Origin of the sequence: Erwinia sp. SLM-02, assembly GCF_037450285.1 — a bacterium.
Taxonomy (GTDB): Bacteria; Pseudomonadota; Gammaproteobacteria; order Enterobacterales; family Enterobacteriaceae; genus Erwinia.
This window is the reverse complement of sequence record NZ_JAQISN010000001.1, coordinates 1,517,749-1,535,550: the sequence shown is the minus strand read 5'-3', so window position 1 is coordinate 1,535,550 and position 17,802 is coordinate 1,517,749. Positions and strand designations below refer to the sequence as shown.

Genomic DNA, 17,802 nt, shown 5'->3' with positions numbered 1-17,802 from the left:
GCAGCGCGTTCTTACACCGCTGCCCGATTTTTGCCGCCCGGCCTGCCGCTGCGGCGTATCTGCCCTTTCTGGGGAATGTCATCATGAGAAGACTGCCCATATTTTTTATCCTCGACTGTTCGGAATCGATGGTCGGGGAAAATCTGCAAAAAATGAACCAGGGTCTGCAAACCATCGTTAACGACCTGAAGAAAGATCCCCACGCGCTGGAAACCGCCTGGGTGTCGGTGATTGCCTTTGCCGGCGTGGCGAAAACTATCGTTCCGCTGGTCGAGTCGGCGTCGTTTTATCCCCCACGCCTGCCCATTGGCGGCGGCACCAGCCTGGGTGCGGCGCTGCGCGAGCTGACCCGTCAGATCGATCTGCAGGTGCGTAAAACCACCGCCGAACGCAAAGGCGACTGGAGGCCGGTGGTCTATCTGCTGACCGATGGCCGCCCCACCGACGATGTGTCGGGCGAAATCCGCCGCTGGAAAGAGCACTACGCCAGCCGCGTCAATCTGATCGCCATCGGCATCGGCTCCGGTGCAGATCTGAATATCCTGCGCCAGCTGACCGAGAATGTGCTGCTGTTTAACGAAGCGAAAGAGAGCGATTTTACCCAGTTCATCAAGTGGATCACCGCCTCGGTTTCCGCCCACAGCCGTAGCGTTGGCGAATCCGCCACCGCCGCTACGCCGCTGCCCACCACCGGCTCGATTGTCCGACTGGCAAAAGACGAGGTGGCCCGCGCCAGCGATGAAACCTGCGTGATCCTCACCGGCCGCTGCTCGCGTTCACGCCGTCCATATCTGATGAAGTACGAACGCCCGGCGGTTAACCTCTCCTCGCTGGATTTCAAACTGAATATCAACGGCTTTAATCTGGCGGGCTGCTATCCGATTGATGAAGACTATTTCGCGTGGAGCGATGCCTCCGCGTCGGCGCTTCAGGTCAATACCGCCGAGCTGCACGGCGTGCCCGGCTGCCCGCACTGCGGCAACGGCAGCGCGTTTGCACTCTGCACCTGCGGCGGGCTGCTGTGCATCAACGGACCGGACGATGTTACCTGCCCGTGGTGTGACAAAGGGCTGTCCTTCAGCGATGAAGGCGGCGAACAGGATTTCGACGTTAATCGGGGACGAGGATGATGGAAAATACGGAACTTCGTCAGCGGCTGCTGGCGGTGCTGTTGGACGGGCACAGGGCGCAGAACGATGCGGGCGAGCGCGATGCCCTGCTGGCCGACCCGTCTGTTGCATTTCTACTTAACCGACTGATTGAGCGGGTGGCGCAAAAGCTGACGCCTGGTGACTCCGCCAGCGCAGACAAAATCCAGGTAGCGAACGTTGATACGGCGGCGAGTGTATTGTCTGCTCCGGTGTTGAATCAATCAATCAACCCGGCCATGCCACCGCCCGCTCCACACGCGCTGACCTGGCTGCCGCTGGCGTTTTATTTCGCGGAGCTGGTTAGCGGTAAGGCTGTGACAAAACCGGAGAGTGAGATCGAAACATCGGATAAATCGGCCTACGATGACGGCATCACCGGCGCTGACAATACGATTAGCGCTGATAATACCGCGCAGTCGCAAACGCCTGAACTGTTGCAGAATGGCGTTGTTGCACACTCTGACAGCCCCCTTCTAAACGCCCCGTTGCCCCTGCGCCCCGGCCAGGTGCCCGTCGCGGCGGTCACAGCGCCGCCCGCACCGGTTCCGCCGCTGCCGCGCGCAAAAATCAGCCTGCCCAATGCCCGCGTCGGCACGCCGTTCAGCGCGCAGGTTGAGGTACGGCTGGATAACGGCGAGCCGGTCAGCGTGGAAGACGTCACTTTTCCCGACGCGTTCGGACTGAGCTTCGACAAAACCAGCGGCGTGCTGTCGGGAACGCCGACCACCAGCGGCGATATCACGCTGCTGGTTCACTGGCGCTGGCGGGATCGCCCGCCGTACCCGCAGGAACAGCTGTTTATCATCAATCCCGACCCGCGCAGCCTGTGGAAGATCATCGAGCCTCCGGCGGACGATCGCTACTTCAAACCGAATATCGACCACCGGCAGATCGTGGAGCCGGGAACTCGCATTGCCGCCGCCAGCCGCCGCGGGCGATCCCATGAACACGTCGGATCGTTTCGCGATGATGATTTTGCCATCCACCACTGCAGTGAAAGCGGCTGGAGCATCATGCTGGTCGCCGACGGCGCAGGCAGTGCAAAAAATTCGCGGCGGGGATCGCAGATTGCCACCCGCTGCGTGGCTGACCACCTCGTCGCGCTGCTGAGCGGCGAACGGGGGCAGTCGTTGGGACACCAGGTGCAGAACTGGAGCAGCGAGGATCGGCAGGCGGTCGGCGCCACCTTTATTCGCCAGTTCCATCAGGCATCGATTGCCGCGGTTAACGCCATCACCGGCGAAGCCAGCCAGCTTGCTGAAAGCGTAAAATCCTATTCCACCACCCTGCTGGCCACCGTATCCCTGCGCTGTGGCGATGAGCTGTTTGCCGCCGCGTTCTGGATGGGCGACGGCGCAATCGCCGCCTACGGCCCGGCGGGAAAAGTGCGCGTCCTCGGCACGCCGGACAGCGGCGAATATGCCGGGCAAACCCGCTTCCTGGATGCCGAAGCCGTCGCCGACCCGGAATTCAGCAAGCGCATCAGCATCGGCAAATGGCCGGAGATTTCGCACCTGCTGCTGGTCACCGACGGGGTTTCCGACCCGTGGTTTGAAACCGATAACGGCCTGCGCAACGCGGATAAATGGGATGCCCTGGTAACAGAGATCGCCCCGTGCCTGGCCGACGAGCCGCACGCGGCGGAAAGGCTGGCCGAATGGCTGAACTTCTTCTCCCCCGGCAACCACGATGACCGGACAATTGTCGCATCCTGGTAAGCAGCGAACCTGATTTCGGGTAAATGACTATGGCAAATATTATTACCTGCACCACCACGGATGGGGAAACCATCCAGTACGTTGACGAGATCATCGGTTCCGGCTCGATGAAAGATGTCTATTTCTCGCCGGATAAGTCTTACGTGGTGGCGTTTTACAAGCAGCCGCAGAACGCCCAGGCCAAAGAGCGCATCGATATGATCACCGGGCGCTACCGGAAAAATATCTTTGAGCAGTCCGGCGGCGACTACTGGCGCAGCGTGTTCTGCTGGCCGACCAGCGTGGTTGAGCACGATGGGAAAACCGGGATTGTGGTCCCCTGCTATCAGCCGCACTTCTTCTTTAAGTACGGCTCGAAAAATAACGATTTCCTCAACATCAAGGGTCGGGAGAAAGAGGGAAAATGGTTTGCCAGCGCCAGCAACCAGAATAAATTCCTCGATCCCCGCGAGCGCGGCAACACCCTGAGCTACCTCAAGGTGTGCCTGCTGCTGACGCGCGCGGTGCGCCGGATGCACGCTGCGGGCCTGTGCCACAGCGACCTGAGCTATAAAAACGTGCTGATCGATCCGGAACAGGGCCACGCCTGCGTGATTGATATCGATGGCCTGGTGGTGCCGGGCAAATACCCGCCGGACGTGGTGGGCACGCCGGACTTTATCGCCCCGGAGGTGGTGCGCACCAGCCATCTGCCGAAAGAGGATCCGCTGCGTATTCTCCCCAGCATCAGCACCGACAGGCACGCGCTGGCGGTGCTGATCTATATGTATCTGTTTTATCGCCATCCGCTGCGCGGCGGAAAAATCCACGATATGGATGATGAAATGCGCGATGAGTCGCTGGCGATGGGGGAACGCGCGCTGTTTATCGAGCATCCGGCCGATCGGAGCAACGCGGTGAAAGTCAGCCAGGTCAGCCCGGCTTCCCTGCCCTGGGCCGATCCGCAAAAGATCCCCTACACCATCATGGGGCCGTATCTGACACCGCTGTTCGATAAGGCGTTTATCGACGGACTGCACGACCCGGCTAAGCGACCCACCGCCGACGAGTGGGAAACGGCGCTGGTGAAAACGGTGGACCTGATCCAGCCCTGCCAGAACAAAGGCTGTGAGCAGGAGTGGTACGTTTTCTCCGGTAAAACCAAACCGGTGTGCCCCTACTGCGGCACGCCGTACAAAGGCAAACTGCCGATCCTCAATCTGTATTCCTCGCGCAAGGCGGGCAGCTATCGCCCGGATGACCACCGGCTGATGGTGTGGAGCGGCCAGTCGCTCTACGCCTGGCACGTTAACCGGCTGATCGCCCCCAACGAACGCACCACCGACGCGCAGAAAAAGCGCGTGGGCTATTTTGTGTTCCATAACGATCGCTGGTGGCTGGTGAATGAAGGCATTACGGGGCTGATGTCGCTGCCGGATAAAAAGGCGATCGCCATCGGCGATAAGCTGGCGCTGGAGGACGGCACGCAGTTTGTGCTGTCGACGGAGGAAGGTGGCAGGCTGGTAGTTGTACAGCTGGTGACGAATTAACACCGTTCAGCGGCCGGATCCGCGGGTTTGCCTGCGGATCCGGCCGCGTGATGACTGCGGGTGGGCACCCGCAGCGCATCGCATTTCACCCAATCAATCAGCGGCTAATCTGGTGGCCAATAATGCCCCCGACTGCCGCGCCGCCGACGGTGCCCAGAGAACTTCCTCCGGTCAGAACCGCACCGCCAATCGCACCAATACCTGCACCAATCGCCGTATTTCTGCCACGGTTGGACATATGTCCACAGGCAGTAATAGAGAGCGTCAGCAGTACCACAACGGCGACAGAAAAGCTGCGTTTTAAAAGCATGATTAACCTCATTACCATCAGCAACAATGGCAGGTAGAAATGTTGTTTATGATTGTTTTTTGTCCGGCAGCATCCCCGGTGTTGACCCGCGCTGCCGATGGCTGAAATCTACTGCTTGTCCTCACGGTGAAACAGGTAAAAATTCCTATTTCTCAGCGGCCTGAACGCCGCAATTCTCAGTTTAGGAGAATACCTGGCTGAGCGGAGAAATTTGCTATTCGACTAACCTGATGAACAGCCTCGTTGGCCCTCCTTCACGGCTATAAAGCACCCTGATTAATCGGAACAGAATTCTGATGACCGTTCTTCCGCTAAATACCGTCCCGGCGATTTCCCGGTGATTTTACGAAACATGGTGATAAATCCGCTGGGGCTTTCGTATCCCAGCGTCAGCGCCACATTCTGCACGGCATCGCCCTGCCGCAGCTGCTGCAAAGCCAGCATGATATGCAGCTGCCGTCGCCAGCGACCCAGGCTCATGCCGGTTTCCCGCAGCAGCTGGCGGGACATATTGCGCTCGCTCATCCCGATGCGCCTCGCCCACTCTGCCGCAGGGGTTTTGTCGGCCGGGGCGGCCATCAGCTGGGTGACCAGTTTATTAAGGCGGCCATCTGAGGGGAGCGGCAGCGAACAGGCCTCGGTGGTGGCCACCGCCAGTTCATCCTGCAGGGTGGCCAGCAGGCGCGTCTGTCGCTGCGTTAACTGCGCATCATGCGAAAAATGTGCGGCGCGGTGCAGCAGCTCAGCCAGCAGCGCCGTCGGCCGAAGCGTGGCGCAAAACGGCGGCATCCGCTCGTCCTCGTACAGATGAAAGCAGGTTATTTCACCGCTGCCGCTGGCCGCGTGCAGCTCGCCACGCGGGATCCAGATTGCACCACGCGGCGGCAGCCACCAGTTCCCCTGCGCCGTGTCGCAGCGCAGCTCACCGTTCAGACTGTAAATCAGCTGGCCGAAACGGACAACCGAATGGCCGGGCCGACCAGTGTCGGCCAGCAGCCGTTGCTTTACGCTAATGCACTTAATTGATGCCATAAGGATTGCCCATATGATGATTAACGCTTCTCACTTTCCCCGCGTCTGGCTGCATCTGATCGATAACAGTCAGTCGACGGAAGAAGGATTCGATTTTTACCGTCAGCTGCTTGAGCGCGGTGAATCCTTCGTTTTACTCAACGCGGAAGGACTGGATTTTTCCGCTTATCCACAAAGCAGGGACGAGATGCAGTACGTCGCGCAGTGGCGTAAAACGCACCGCAGCCTGCTGCGCCAGCGGGTGCTGGCGGCGATCTTTATCGAACCGGACGCCGCCAGGCGCGAAGCGGCGCAGGATTTTGCCGTGGGATACGGTAAGTTTTGGGGATATCCGATGCTGATTGTCGCCAGCGAAGCAGATGCACAGGCGACGGCCGATCGCCTGCTCCCTTACTGACTCAGAAACGGAACGTTGCGGTGCCGGTTATCTGCCGTTCAGCGCCGTAGTAGCAGGCGGTGGTGGCATAACATCCGGCAACGTACTGTTTATCAAAGAGGTTATTGACGTTAAGTCCCAGCGATGACCCCGGCAGATTGAACCGTGCCAGGTCGTAGCGTAGCGCGGTGTTCCACACCGTCACCGCCCCGACCTTGAACGCGTTGGCGTTATCCCCCCACGTGGAACCAATGTAGCGCGCGCCCATGCCCAGCGTCAGGCCGCTGAGCGCCGAGCTGTGGAAGGTATAATCTCCCCACAGCGAAGCCATATTTTTCGGGATCTCATACGGCTGATTGCCCTGGTACAGGCTGTCGTGGGTGAACTTCGCCTGGGTATAGCTGTAGCTGGCGATCACATCGACGCTACGGGTCAATGCTGCTTTCGCTTCCAGCTCAATGCCGCGTGAGCGAACCTCCCCGTTCTGCGTTGAGTAGTAAACATGGTCCAGATCGGTGCTGAGGTTTTTATCCTTAGTCAGCTGATACACCGCCGCGCTGGCGGAAATCAGTCCCTCGGCAGGGGCATACTTCACGCCCGCCTCATACTGTTTAGCGCGGGAAGCCTGGAACGTATGGCCGTAATAATCGGTGCCGCTGGTCGGTAAAAACGACTCGCTGTAGCTGATATACGGGGCAATACCGTTATCAAACAGGTAGTTCAACCCGCCGCGCCAGGAAAACTCGCTGTCGTTCTGTTCGGTCAGCGCGTTGCTGGCATAGCGATTCACGGAATCACTTTTCGCCCAGTCATAGCGGCCGCCCAGCGTCAGCATCCAGCGCTGCCACTGCGCCTGATCCTGCAAATAGACGCCGGTTTGCTGCTGGTGATCCACCTGGCTGCTTAAGCTGTAGTAAGAGACGTCGGTGTTGCCGTAAACCGGGCGGGTCAGGCTGAGGTTTGACGCGCTGCCGAAAGCGTGCCAGATATCATTGCGCAGGCGGCGGTAGTCCACTCCGATCAGGCTGGTGTGATCGATCTCGCCGGTGCTGTAGCGGTTTTGTAGCTGCGTGTCGACGGAAAAGGTACTGAGCTGTTCTTTCATCTCCAGCGCGCCCCGCGTTAACTGTGTGGCATCGCTGGCGGAAATCGTGCTGCCGTAAATCGTGTGATAATCCATTTCTGCCGTGGCATAGCGCAGGTTCTGCCGCAGGCTCCAGCCGTTGCCGAACTGATGTTCAGCGTCATAACCCAGCATCATTTGCCGACGGGAGATCTTGTTGTATCCCGGTTCGCCATCGTTAAAATTCGTCGCCAGTTTGCCCGCCGCCCCAGCGGTGACGGTACCTTCGGCAGGCAGATAACCGAACCAGCCGATATCCGGTTCATCGCTGAACTGGCTGAGCAACGTGATGCGGGTGTTATCGTTCGGCTGCCAGGTCAGAGCCGGAGCCAGAGAATACCGTTTAGCTTTCTCCCCCTCCTGCTGCTCATCACGATCGCTGGCCACTCCGGTCAGACGCCAGAGAAATTCGCCGTTGTCATCCCCCGCGCCGCCGAAATCAAACCCGGTCTGATAAAGATTATGATTGCCCATCTTGAACTGCAATTCACGCAGCGTTTCCGCCGTCGGGCGCTTGCTGACCAGCGCAATCACCCCGCCCGGATCGCTGGCACCATAAAGCACCGAGGCCGGGCCGCGCAGCAGCTCTACGCGCTCCAGCAGATAAGGATCAACCTGAAAACTGGTGTAACCGTCGCCAGCCAGCTTGAGGCCATCCAGCCAGATATTGTCTGAAATCTGCGAGAAGCCACGAATATTCACCGAGTTAAATCCGGACACCGAGCCACGACTTTCCACCATCACTCCGGGGGCAAAGCGCAGAGCATCCTTAATCGTGGGCGGGTCGAGTAAATCCAGTTCGTCGCGGGTAACCACCGATACAGACTGCGGCGTTTTCACCAGCGGCGTATCGGTTTTGGTGGCGCTGGCACTGCGTTTAGCCACCAGGCTCCCGACGGGTCCCCAGGCGCTTTCCTGCGTGCTGGCGCTGACCGTTAGCGTCTCCTCACCGTTGGCGTTGGCGACAGGGGAACATAGTGTGCTGCCCAGCGCAGCGGCAATCAGTACCGCAACCGGCCGGCGAACGGGATCAATCCTGCAATCATTCATGGTTTTCAGCTCTTCAGAACAGAGGTTAGATAACGGATAAAGGAGATGTTTTATGACGACACCGCAAAAACGATCGTCATCGATCCTGCAAACATAGGATGTTTAAAATCCTATCATCCTATGTTTTAACTGGCAATGAGAATGATTTTTAGTCACGATTGGGCTGGGATGGTGCTGGAATTGATCGGATGATAGGATAATGTTTTGATGAACAATCAGGTTCTGAAACGATGAAATCACCCCAGGCAATCGTGCGCCAGCCGCTGGTCAATACGGTTATTGATGCCCTACGCGCCGCAATTGGCGACGGCAGCTGGCCGGTTGGCGAACGTATTCCTACCGAAGGCGAGCTGGCACAGCTGTACAACGTCGGCCGCAATACGATCCGCGAAGCGGTACGTGTCCTCTCCCACTCCGGCATGCTCGAAGTCCGCCAGGGCGACGGAACCTGGGTGCGCAGCGCGCTCGACCCGGCGGAAATTATGCGCCAGGTCGACAGAAGCAGCCTGCGCGATCACTTTGAATTGCAGTGCATGATCGAATCAGAAGCGGCTAAGTATGCCGCCGAGCGGAGAACGCGCGAAGATTTAATCGCGATGAAGCGTGCGCTGAAGCAGCGCGGCGAATATTCACCGGGCAGAGATATGGCCGAATTCGTTACGCTCGACAGTTGCTTCCATCAGGCGCTGGTCGATGCCTCACATAACGAAGCGATGCGTGCCCTGTATCACTACTTCAGCGTTTCGGTACGGCATCACATTGAGCAGTTTCTGGCACTGAATCTGTTCCCCGAGCCGAATTTACAGGCGCATACTGCGGTTTACGATGCGATTGCCGCCCGTGACCCACAGCTGGCGCAGCTGGCAGTCAGGCAAATGCTGACCCCAACGATCAATTATCTGGCTCAGCTGAAGTGATCCCTGTGCAGCGGAAGCAATCAGCCTGCGACCGTCACTCATCCGCCTCTCCGCACATGGCGATGAGACGAATAGCGTAGAAAAATGAATGAGTCGGGCAAGACTATTTCCGCCACGCTGCTTCTTTCATTTCATGAGTCATTTTGACGTCGATACTCAGGTCTGCGGTTGGCCGCAGCAGTAAGCGCGGCAGGCCGATAGGATCGCCGGACTCCTGGCAGTAGCCGTACTCACCCTTTCTGATGCGGATCAGGGCGGCGTCGATTTTCGGCAACAGACGGCTTTCACGATCGATCTGACGCAGCAGCAGCCGCAGCTCCTCTTCGCGCAGCGCTTTATCGGCCTCATCGCCCTGGTTGTCCCCCCACTGCAGACCGGCTTTCAGCTGGTCAATATGCGCCAGCAGTACCTGTTTATCCTGCTGTAAACGCTGCTGAAAAAACGCCAGCTGCTGGGAATTCATGTAATCTGCGGGCGACATCGCCAGCAGCTTCTGCTCTTCTTTACTGCTCTGTGCCACACGGGCCTCCAGGATTAATCATCAGGTCAGTTTACGACTTCAGTCTGGCCACGCTTGTTGGCCAGGGATCGGCAAAAGTCCCGCCCTGCCGCCACCAGTCGATCTCTTCCTCGCTGAGGAAGCAGCGCCGCAGTGCCGAGACAAAGGGATCGAGCTGTTCGGCCAGTCCGATGACCGTCAGGCTACAGCGGCGATCGCCAAAACGCCCCGGCATGGCGTCCAGCTGCTGCTGCAGGATGCGCCGTTCTTCGCTATTCAGCAGGCTGTTCTCGTGCCGCAGCACGCCCGCTTTCCAGTAGCTGATAAATTCCAGGCTGATGCTGCCCGCTGCCTGATTCCACAGCAGCGCCAGGTCGTCCCGTCCCGGCAGCCAGAAAAACCCCTTGCTGCGGTGGATACCGGCACCCAGATACTGTTGATAGGTGTCCCACAGCCGCTGTGGGTGAAACGGTCGGTCATCCGTAATCACCCGGGATTCGATATCGTAAGGTGCGCGGGTATCGCTGAACTGCTCTACCTCAGCCTCCAGCTCCTCAACCAGCTTCGCCACGCGATGAAAATCGTATTCGGGGTAAGCCAGCAGTTCACTTATCGGTAAATTTCCCCACGGCAGCGCCATTACCGCCACCGCCGGATTGATGGGATGCACGGCGTGCGCGATATCCAGTACGCTATCGGCGTTCAGGCGATCGACTTTAGTCAGCATCAGATGGCTGCAAAACAGGATCTGCCCTGCCAGCAGGTTTTCGACCCCGCCACGTTGCTGTTGCAGATTGCGCTGCCAGCGTGGGATCAGCTGTTTCCCACTTTCGTAGTCGCTTTGCAGCATCACCGCATCAATCAGCGACAGAAAGCCCCGTAGCTGTACCTGAGGATGATCGCGCAGCAGCTTAATCAGCGGCAGCGGATGACTGCTGCCGGAGGTTTCCAGCAGGATCATATCGGGATGATTAACCGCCAGCCGTTCAAGCGCCTGCGCAAGCTTGTTCACTCCGGTCGGGCTGCTGATGCTGTCGGCAGCAATGGAGATAAAGTTTTGCCGCTGCTGCCCCACCAGTTCGGTATTGGCAATCAGCACGCCGTCAACGTCCAGTTCGCTCATATCGTTGACAATGACGCTGACGTTCAGCCGCAGATTCTGTGCCTGCATCAGTAAGCTTTTCAGTAAGGTGGTTTTTCCGGCGCCCAGAAAACCGTTCAGAATGGTCAGGGGGATGCGCTGCATAAATCGGTCCGCGATGATGGTTTTTATTATGTTATAACATAACAAATAATCAGGCCATCTTTATCAACAGAACGCTTCGTCACGGTGAGTTAAGAATAATCTTAGTTTCAGCAGGTTATCGTCAGTTGAGGCAATAACTTTTCTGAGTAAGATGAAGGAAATGTTTCAGGGATTTGACAGTTTTCGCCACGCAAACGTTACCCTGAAGCTAAATCAGATGTCGTTCATGCCCTGCTGAACGGCATTGCGTACGTCACTAAGGAAGATATATGAGTCGTAATCCCTCCCTCATCAGTGAAACTAATGCATTAAACGTGGATGAAGCTAAAAATTTCATTAAGTCCGGCGGCGAGCGCGTTCGTCTGGCCTGGGATATCAGCAGCGATGAGTTTTTCCGCATTGCCAGCGCTTCCGGTCGTGAAGGCATGCGGATGGTAAAAAAAGGTCATGACTTCTTCCTGGAGCGTATGCCGGGATAAAACGTTCGATTAGACGAATTTGAAAACAACAAAGGCCCGCTGATGGGCCTTTGTACCCGCTAAAAACGGCTACATTTCTTGCCGTTCCCGCACAAGACAACCTTTTAGCTTTTGTCGCAATAAACTCGCAGATGATTGTTTCGCGCCCATAGTCAGGCTGGCTTTATACTCAGCAATACGTTCCTGCGCATTGCCAGAGCACATTTCAAGTTCAGCGCAAATTAAAGCCTGAAACACGGTCTTCTGACCGTCGATCGGGGCATGTTGCGCATCCCTTTTTGGCTTAATGTAATATGACATAACAGGCTCTCCTCCGTGTCACCGTTTTGTATGCATGTAACCCTTTCGGTATTAATGGCCGCGGCGTTTTTTTCAGCAGCCCCGTGCGCAAATTATAGCGCGGTACACTTTTTAACCCAAGCAGATAGTCGTATAACTCTTCCAGCGAAATGCGCCGCCCTTTATCTACCACGCCACCTGATGCCGCCTGAAAAACAAAACCTCCAATGTTAAATTGTTCATAGTGCGCGACCAAAGCCAGTGAAACCCTCTGCAAAACGACAGCACTGCCTAACCCGGTAAATCTGACATGGCGAAAATCGGCTAATCCCTCCATTCCGTCGAAAACGTCAAAATAGACCTCAGCCATTCCCTTAACCGGAAATTGAATGTCAGCAGGCATTTCGTACCCGATCCGGGTAAACGTAAGTTCGTCAGCAAGCCTGCCAATAATGACCGTGTAAACTTCGCTACCGGCAGCAAAAACGTAACTGTAATGAACCCGACGATCGTAGACGAACTTCTTTCGCCTGATACCATAATCGTCGAGAAAGACCTCTTCCTTGATATGCAATTAACTTCCCTCATGCATTATCCATGCTGCGCGTACCGTTCCCCGACTCGCGATCTAAATCAGTCCTTTCTGGCTGAAGGTGACGCGCGTTGCCTCGTTCAGATCCAGCTCCCCTATCTTCTCAGCGGCTACCCAGCGTACTTCCTGAAACTCTTCATTAAACGAAATAGTCCGGTTCGCACTGATGCAGTCGAAGATAAGGTAAATCATGTAAATCTCTTCGGTTGAACCGTCGGCGTAGGTTTTGGTCCGAATGTCATCACGGAAAGCCCAGGGTCTGACTTCCGTAATTTCCAGCTCGTTCCCCAGTTCTTCCTGAATCTCCCTTCTCAGCGCGGCCTCCATGGTTTCGCCCGGCTCCATCCCACCACCGGAAAGCGCCCACTGGCCGGGAAAAACCCCGCGATCCGCAGCCATTTTGCATAACAGATACTCACCTTTATTTTGAATGATGGGGCAAACGATCGTCCTCTGGCGCATGACTCCTCCTGATTAACACCATAAAATACAAGGTTAAATCTTCATCACCTAGAGTGCCAGCCTAAAAATGGAAGGCGCCTCGACAAATGGGAAGAAACAGGTATGAAACAACCCTGGCTGAATCACTGGGCGGATTGCGCTGGGGAATTAGTGTCTGGGGTTCAGCTGTTACTGCCGCCTTTGATAATGCTATCGTTCTTGAGTTTGGTAATGAGAAGTTGCTGTGAAATAGGTATTTGAGGTTCAGCCTCTGCTGCTGCTTCAGGGCGGTCCTCGCGCCGCGTTGCGGTGCCCTCGGTTACGCCATCGCGCCGACGGATCGGCCAGGATTGAACGTCCCTGTTCAAACCCGGCCTGACGCCAGCATCCCTGCTGTCGTCTCCTGGCTCAATGCCTCCACCTCGGCTCTGCGGATGCCCTTACGCAGCAGCAGAGGCTGTCCCAATTTATAATTTCATCGCTTTCAGATTTGGACAAAAGCCAAATCTACTAACAAAGTGTGATTCCGCATGCGGTCACTTTAAAGAGCAAACAATCAAATCACGTTCGCTATAAAGAGGAAGTCACCTCGCTGCCTGAGTGGCAATAGCTTCAAACCCTTTATTTGCCGGCAATCCAAAAGTCACAGAGCAGGCTGGCAGTGTCCCCGAGAGTGCAATCCACAGCCCTGAACGCAGAAAGGAAGCCAGGACTCCCCCATACGAATTCGGCTGACAGGCTACTATCATCCCAGCCCTTCCCGCAGGCAACGCTGAACTATCAGGCCGAGCGGCTGTGCCCTCGAACGGGCAATCCGCAGCGCTGAACGCAGAAAGGAAGCCAGGATTTGGCCGCAGGGACGCGGACAAAAAGTACAGCCGGGGCAGGACGCCCCGTCTGTACTGGTCCTGAAGGCTGACGCACGAAGTGAGGGGACCGCGAAGCGGCGCGAGGACCCGCCCGAGCGAGGACACAGCCGGTCAGGCCGATCGCCAGACGTCCAGCGTCCAGCGTCCAGCGTCCAGCGTCGCCGATCGTCCAGCCATACCTTCAGCCATCGCCATACCTTCAGCCCTAAATCAAAATCAAACCGCCACCCACCGCTGCTCCCGCGAAGACCGAATCGCCGCATCAATCACCTGCTGGATCTCCATCGCATCACGGAACCCCGGCCCGCTGAACTCGCCACCGGCTACCGCCCGCAGAAACTCCGCAATCTCAATGGTCTTCAAATCGTTAAAGCCCAGCTGATGGCCCGGTGCCGGGCAGAATGCGCCGTAGGGTGCCTGCTGTGGACCTGCCTCAATCTTCTGGAAACCGCGCAGCCCACCGGCGGCATCGTGACGATAATAGTGCAGCTCGTTGAAGCGTTCCTGGGTGAAATGCAGCGCCCCCCGCGTGCCGTAAACCTCAAAACCCAGCTGCATATTGCGGCCCATCGCCACCCAGCTGGCCTCAATACTGCCCTTGCAGCCGCGCGCAAACTCCACGGTCAGGCGGGCGATATCATCCACCTCAACCGCGCGCTGCTCGTGCGCACCGGCCGCCACCGGGCGCTGCTTAATCACCGTTTCCAGATCCGCCTGCACCGCCACCACCGGCCCCAGCAGGAAGCGCGCCATGGCGACAATATGGCTGCCGAGATCGGCCACTGCCCCCGCGCCCCCGGCCGGATCCAGCCGCCATGACCACGGCGTCAGCGGGGAGGCCATAAAATCTTCCGCGTGAATGCCGCGAAAGCTGACGATATCACCGAGTTCGCCGCTGTCGATCATCTCCCGCGCCAGCTTAATCAGCGGGTTCTTCAGGTAGTTAAAGCCCACCTGAGTGATCACCCCCTGCGCTTCGGCGGCATCGGTCATAATCCGCGCCTCTTCGCTGGTCGGCGCGATGGGTTTTTCGCAGTGCACGTGCTTACCGGCTTTAATTGCCGCCAGCGCCTGCTCCAGATGGAAGCGGTTCGGCGTGGTAATCGACACCACGTCGATCTCCGGATCGTTAATCAGCGAGTGCCAGTCGTCGGTATGGCGACGAAAGCCGAAGCGCTTTGCCGCCCGCTCCGCCGCGGCGCCGTCCACGTCGGCCACCGCAATCAGTTCCGGAGCCGCATCAGCGGGAAAAATGCCCGCTGCGGCGCGATAGGCCAGCGCATGTGATAACCCCATAAATCCGGTACCGATAATACCAATGCCCATTTTTTTCATTTTCTCATTCTCCGTCAGGGATTAATCAACAGTCACAGGCCTGCCGCTGGCGGCAGAGCGCGCGGCACATTCGGCCAGCTTCAGCGCCATCAGGCCATCAAAGGGGGTCACGGGAATGGCGCGGTTGCCCAGCGCAGCCTGAATAAAGGCATCCATCTCCAGCCGGTAGGCCTGCTCATAGCGCTCAAGGAAGAACGCCTCAAGCGGTGACTGCACCTCCGTGGCGGCAGCGGTATAGCGGCGCACGCTGTTAGCACGCTGGTTATTATTCAGCAGCATTCCGGCGGAGCCGAACGCTTCCAGCCGCTGATCGTAGCCGTAAACCGCGCGGCGACTGCAGTTGATATGGCACTGCCTGCCCGATGCCGTGATCAGCTGCACCATTACCGTGTCGTAGTCGTCAAACTCCCCCAGTTCCGGCTTTAGCAGGCGGCTGGCGCTGGCGTATACCTCCACCGGCTCCTCGCCCAGCAGCCAGCGGGCCATATCGAAATCGTGGATCACCATATCGCGGAAAATCCCGCCCGAATGACGCAGGTAGTCCAGCGGCGCAAAATCCGGATCGCGGCTGGTAATCACCACCTGATGCAGTTCGCCGATTTCACCTTCGGCAATGGCCCGCTGCAGCTCGCTCGCGCTGGGATCGAAACGGCGGTTAAAGGCCACCATCACCGGCGCGTTTAATTCATCAAGCTGACGGCAGGCGTCGGCGGCACGGCTTAAATCCAGGTCGACCGGCTTTTCACACAGGACTTTTTTTCCCTGCCGCGCGGCGGCCAGCATTAAATCAACGTGGGTATCGGTGGGCGTAGCAATAATCACCGCATCGATATCCGCGTCGTTAATTAATTCCAGAGGATCGGATACGGCTCTGGCGCCATATAAATCCGCCAGCGCGTTTGCGCTATTAATAAAAGGATCGGCCACCGCCACCAGCGTTGCCTGCGGGTGACTGGCGATATTCGCGGCGTGGATTTTCCCGATGCGGCCAGCACCGAGCACGGCTGTTTTCAACATAATCAGTTCCTGTAGAGGACGGGTATTTATTATTCGCCTGCCGTTAAACGGCGTGCGCGTTATTTATTTGTTGGTAATTCACAATTAAGTTTTCTTCCAGCTCGCCGGTGAAATAATGAATAATATTATTCACGGCGGAAACCGACATGCGCATCGCCGCTTCCTCGGTCAGTCCGGCGGAGTGCGGGCTGAGGATCAGTCGCCAGGACGCATGCAGCAGCGCCGAGTCGCGCGGCGGCGGCTCCTGGCTGAAGACATCCAACCCCGCGCCGCCCAGGCGATCGTTTTTCAACGCCTCGATCAGCGCCTGTTCATCAACAATGCCGCCGCGTGCGGTGTTGATCACAATCGCCTGTGGCCTGAGCAACGCCAGCTCGCGGCGGCCAATCAGCGGCTTGCTGTCGCTGAGCGGCAGATGCACGGTCAGCGCATCGGCGATTTTTAATCCAGCATCCAGCTCGGTGATGCGCTCCACGCCGAGGGCATGGAAGATTTCATCTGCGACGTAAGGGTCGTAGGCCACCACGAACATGTTGAAGCAGCGCGCCATTCTCGCCACTTCCCGCCCGATGCGGCCAAAGCCCAGTACGAACAGCGTGCGGCCGGATAATTCCATCGCCGAGAAGCTGTTACGGCAGTTCCAGTTACCGCTGCGCAGGTTTTCATCGTAAACCCGCAGCTGTTTCGCCACGCCCATCAGCAGCGCAAAGGTATGTTCCGCCACCGACAGCGAGTTAACGTCACCGACGATGGTCAGCGGAATGCCGCGCTGGTTCAGCGCCGCCACGTCGACTGCGTCGTAGCCCACTCCGTGGCGGGATACCACCTTCAGCCGGGGAGCCTGGGCGATCTCGGTGGCAGTCAGCGGCTGGGTGCGCAGCAGCAGCGCATCGGCGTGTTCAATAAAAGGCGCATAGCTGGCGGTGCTCACTTCTTTCACCAGCTCAAAAGTAAAGCCGGGCGCGTTTTGCAGAATCGTCAGGCCGGCCTGATGAATACTGCCGGCAATCAGTACGTGCGGCATTTCAGTATCCTCCCTGCTGGACTTTAGCCTGCGGCGCAGCGCCGGTCAGTTGGCGAAAACGCGTGGCGCTGGCGGCGGCGGCACCGCGCAGCAGCTGCACATCGTTAGAAACGGTGACCAGGTCGAAGCCCCACTCCACCGCCCGTGCGGCATACTCCGGGCTGCCGTTGTGCAGACCGGCGCGGATCCCGGCGGCGTGCGCCCGATCGAGAATATGGCGGATGGCGTCGATGATTTCCGGCTCTTCGCGATCGAATCCTGTACGGTAGCGGCGGCCGGTCAGCGCCAGGGTCAGGTCCGCCGGGCCGATGTAAATTCCGTCCAGCCCCGGAGTGCGCACGATCTCTTCGATTTTTTCCACCGCTTCGGCGGTTTCAATCATCGCAAAACACACCACTCCGCTGTCCGCGTGCTGGCCGTAATCCTGCCCGGCGGCGAAGGTGACGCGCGTCGGGCCGAAGCTGCGGGAACCGAGCGGCGGATAACGCACGCAGGACACCAGCTGCCGGGCCTCTTCTCCGTTGTTGATCATCGGGCAGATAATGCCATACGCCCCGGCATCCAGCGCTTTCATAATGTCGCCCGGTGACAGCCAGGGAACGCGCACCATCGGCGTCACGCCGCTGGCGCGCATCGCCTGCAGCATGGTGGTGGCCGTTTCGAACCCCACCAGGCCGTGCTGAATATCGATGGTCAGCGCATCGTAGCCCTGCGCTGCCATAATCTCAGCGGTGAACGGGCTGGCAACCGACAGCCAGCCGTTCAGCACGCTGTGCCCTTCTGCCCATAAACGCTTAACGTTGCTGTTGATCATT

At 57.9% G+C, this 17,802-nt stretch carries 18 protein-coding genes; 6 read left to right on the top strand and 12 right to left on the bottom strand.

All coding sequences use genetic code 11. From position 1 onward, the window contains the following. The first annotated feature begins 83 nt into the window (after window positions 1-83). The 3 genes from PGH32_RS07125 to PGH32_RS07115 are packed head-to-tail and all read left to right on the top strand — an operon-like array spanning window position 84 to window position 4,398. The gene (locus tag PGH32_RS07125) at window positions 84-1,130 is read left to right on the top strand and encodes a TerY-C metal binding domain-containing protein (protein WP_337893605.1); all 1,047 of its coding nucleotides are present in this window, start codon (window positions 84-86) and stop codon (window positions 1,128-1,130) included. After that, window positions 1,127-2,869 (top strand): PP2C family serine/threonine-protein phosphatase, encoded by a 1,743-nt coding sequence (locus tag PGH32_RS07120; protein ID WP_337893604.1) that lies wholly within the window; start codon window positions 1,127-1,129, stop codon window positions 2,867-2,869. Before PGH32_RS07125 ends, PGH32_RS07120 begins: the two co-directional genes overlap by 4 nt. A gap of 29 nt (window positions 2,870-2,898) precedes the next feature. Beyond that, on the top strand, window positions 2,899-4,398 hold the full coding sequence (locus PGH32_RS07115; RefSeq protein WP_337893603.1) for a helix-hairpin-helix domain-containing protein: 1,500 nt from the start codon (window positions 2,899-2,901) through the stop codon (window positions 4,396-4,398). A gap of 97 nt (window positions 4,399-4,495) precedes the next feature. Here the strand turns inward: PGH32_RS07115 and PGH32_RS07110 are convergent, their stop codons facing one another. Then, window positions 4,496-4,708, bottom strand: coding sequence for a glycine zipper 2TM domain-containing protein (locus tag PGH32_RS07110; RefSeq protein ID WP_105595629.1), 213 nt, complete (start codon window positions 4,706-4,708; stop codon window positions 4,496-4,498). Window positions 4,709-4,984: 276 nt separating this feature from the next. Continuing rightward, window positions 4,985-5,740: a helix-turn-helix domain-containing protein gene (locus PGH32_RS07105; RefSeq protein WP_337893602.1), complete on the bottom strand. Its 756-nt coding sequence runs from the start codon at window positions 5,738-5,740 to the stop codon at window positions 4,985-4,987. A 13-nt stretch (window positions 5,741-5,753) separates the two neighbouring features. On the opposite strand from PGH32_RS07105, the gene PGH32_RS07100 reads away from it, so the two are divergent. Further along, window positions 5,754-6,137: a hypothetical protein gene (locus PGH32_RS07100; RefSeq protein WP_337893601.1), complete on the top strand. Its 384-nt coding sequence runs from the start codon at window positions 5,754-5,756 to the stop codon at window positions 6,135-6,137. Between the two features lies 1 nt (window position 6,138). Here the strand turns inward: PGH32_RS07100 and fhuA are convergent, their stop codons facing one another. Beyond that, window positions 6,139-8,289, bottom strand: a complete 2,151-nt coding sequence (fhuA, locus tag PGH32_RS07095; RefSeq protein ID WP_337893600.1) for a ferrichrome porin FhuA — start codon at window positions 8,287-8,289, stop codon at window positions 6,139-6,141. A 230-nt stretch (window positions 8,290-8,519) separates the two neighbouring features. Between fhuA and PGH32_RS07090 the strand changes: the two genes are divergently transcribed. Continuing rightward, the gene (locus PGH32_RS07090) at window positions 8,520-9,206 is read left to right on the top strand and encodes a FadR/GntR family transcriptional regulator (protein ID WP_337893599.1); all 687 of its coding nucleotides are present in this window, start codon (window positions 8,520-8,522) and stop codon (window positions 9,204-9,206) included. Between the two features lie 103 nt (window positions 9,207-9,309). Here PGH32_RS07090 and PGH32_RS07085 read toward each other — a convergent pair whose 3' ends face one another. After that, window positions 9,310-9,687, bottom strand: coding sequence for a TraR/DksA family transcriptional regulator (locus tag PGH32_RS07085; protein ID WP_337894274.1), 378 nt, complete (start codon window positions 9,685-9,687; stop codon window positions 9,310-9,312). Between the two features lie 70 nt (window positions 9,688-9,757). After that, window positions 9,758-10,951 carry a CobW family GTP-binding protein gene (locus PGH32_RS07080; protein ID WP_337893598.1) on the bottom strand — a complete coding sequence of 398 codons (1,194 nt, stop codon included), beginning with the start codon at window positions 10,949-10,951 and terminating at the stop codon, window positions 9,758-9,760. A 269-nt stretch (window positions 10,952-11,220) separates the two neighbouring features. On the opposite strand from PGH32_RS07080, the gene PGH32_RS07075 reads away from it, so the two are divergent. Then, window positions 11,221-11,430 carry a hypothetical protein gene (locus PGH32_RS07075; RefSeq protein WP_314420194.1) on the top strand — a complete coding sequence of 70 codons (210 nt, stop codon included), beginning with the start codon at window positions 11,221-11,223 and terminating at the stop codon, window positions 11,428-11,430. Window positions 11,431-11,499: 69 nt separating this feature from the next. On the opposite strand, the gene PGH32_RS07070 is transcribed toward PGH32_RS07075, so the two are convergent. The 7 genes from PGH32_RS07070 to PGH32_RS07040 form a co-directional block, all read right to left on the bottom strand. Further along, a complete protein-coding gene (locus PGH32_RS07070) occupies window positions 11,500-11,730 on the bottom strand; it encodes a hypothetical protein (RefSeq protein ID WP_314420193.1) in 231 nt (76 codons plus the stop codon). After that, complete coding sequence (locus PGH32_RS07065; RefSeq protein ID WP_314420192.1) at window positions 11,714-12,283, bottom strand: hypothetical protein; 570 nt, start codon at window positions 12,281-12,283, stop codon at window positions 11,714-11,716. The genes PGH32_RS07070 and PGH32_RS07065 overlap by 17 nt, the downstream gene beginning before the upstream one ends. Window positions 12,284-12,337: 54 nt before the next feature. Beyond that, window positions 12,338-12,763, bottom strand: a complete 426-nt coding sequence (gene nudI, locus PGH32_RS07060) for a nucleoside triphosphatase NudI (protein ID WP_337893597.1) — start codon at window positions 12,761-12,763, stop codon at window positions 12,338-12,340. 1,064 nt (window positions 12,764-13,827) lie between these two features. Further along, window positions 13,828-14,946: a Gfo/Idh/MocA family protein gene (locus PGH32_RS07055; protein ID WP_337893596.1), complete on the bottom strand. Its 1,119-nt coding sequence runs from the start codon at window positions 14,944-14,946 to the stop codon at window positions 13,828-13,830. Window positions 14,947-14,967: 21 nt separating this feature from the next. Further along, a complete protein-coding gene (iolG, locus tag PGH32_RS07050) occupies window positions 14,968-15,963 on the bottom strand; it encodes an inositol 2-dehydrogenase (RefSeq protein ID WP_337893595.1) in 996 nt (331 codons plus the stop codon). Window positions 15,964-16,006: 43 nt separating this feature from the next. Next, window positions 16,007-16,987, bottom strand: coding sequence for a hydroxyacid dehydrogenase (locus tag PGH32_RS07045; protein WP_337893594.1), 981 nt, complete (start codon window positions 16,985-16,987; stop codon window positions 16,007-16,009). A 1-nt stretch (window position 16,988) separates the two neighbouring features. Next, window positions 16,989-17,801, bottom strand: coding sequence for an HpcH/HpaI aldolase family protein (locus PGH32_RS07040; protein ID WP_337893593.1), 813 nt, complete (start codon window positions 17,799-17,801; stop codon window positions 16,989-16,991). Between the last annotated feature and the right edge of the window lies 1 nt (window position 17,802).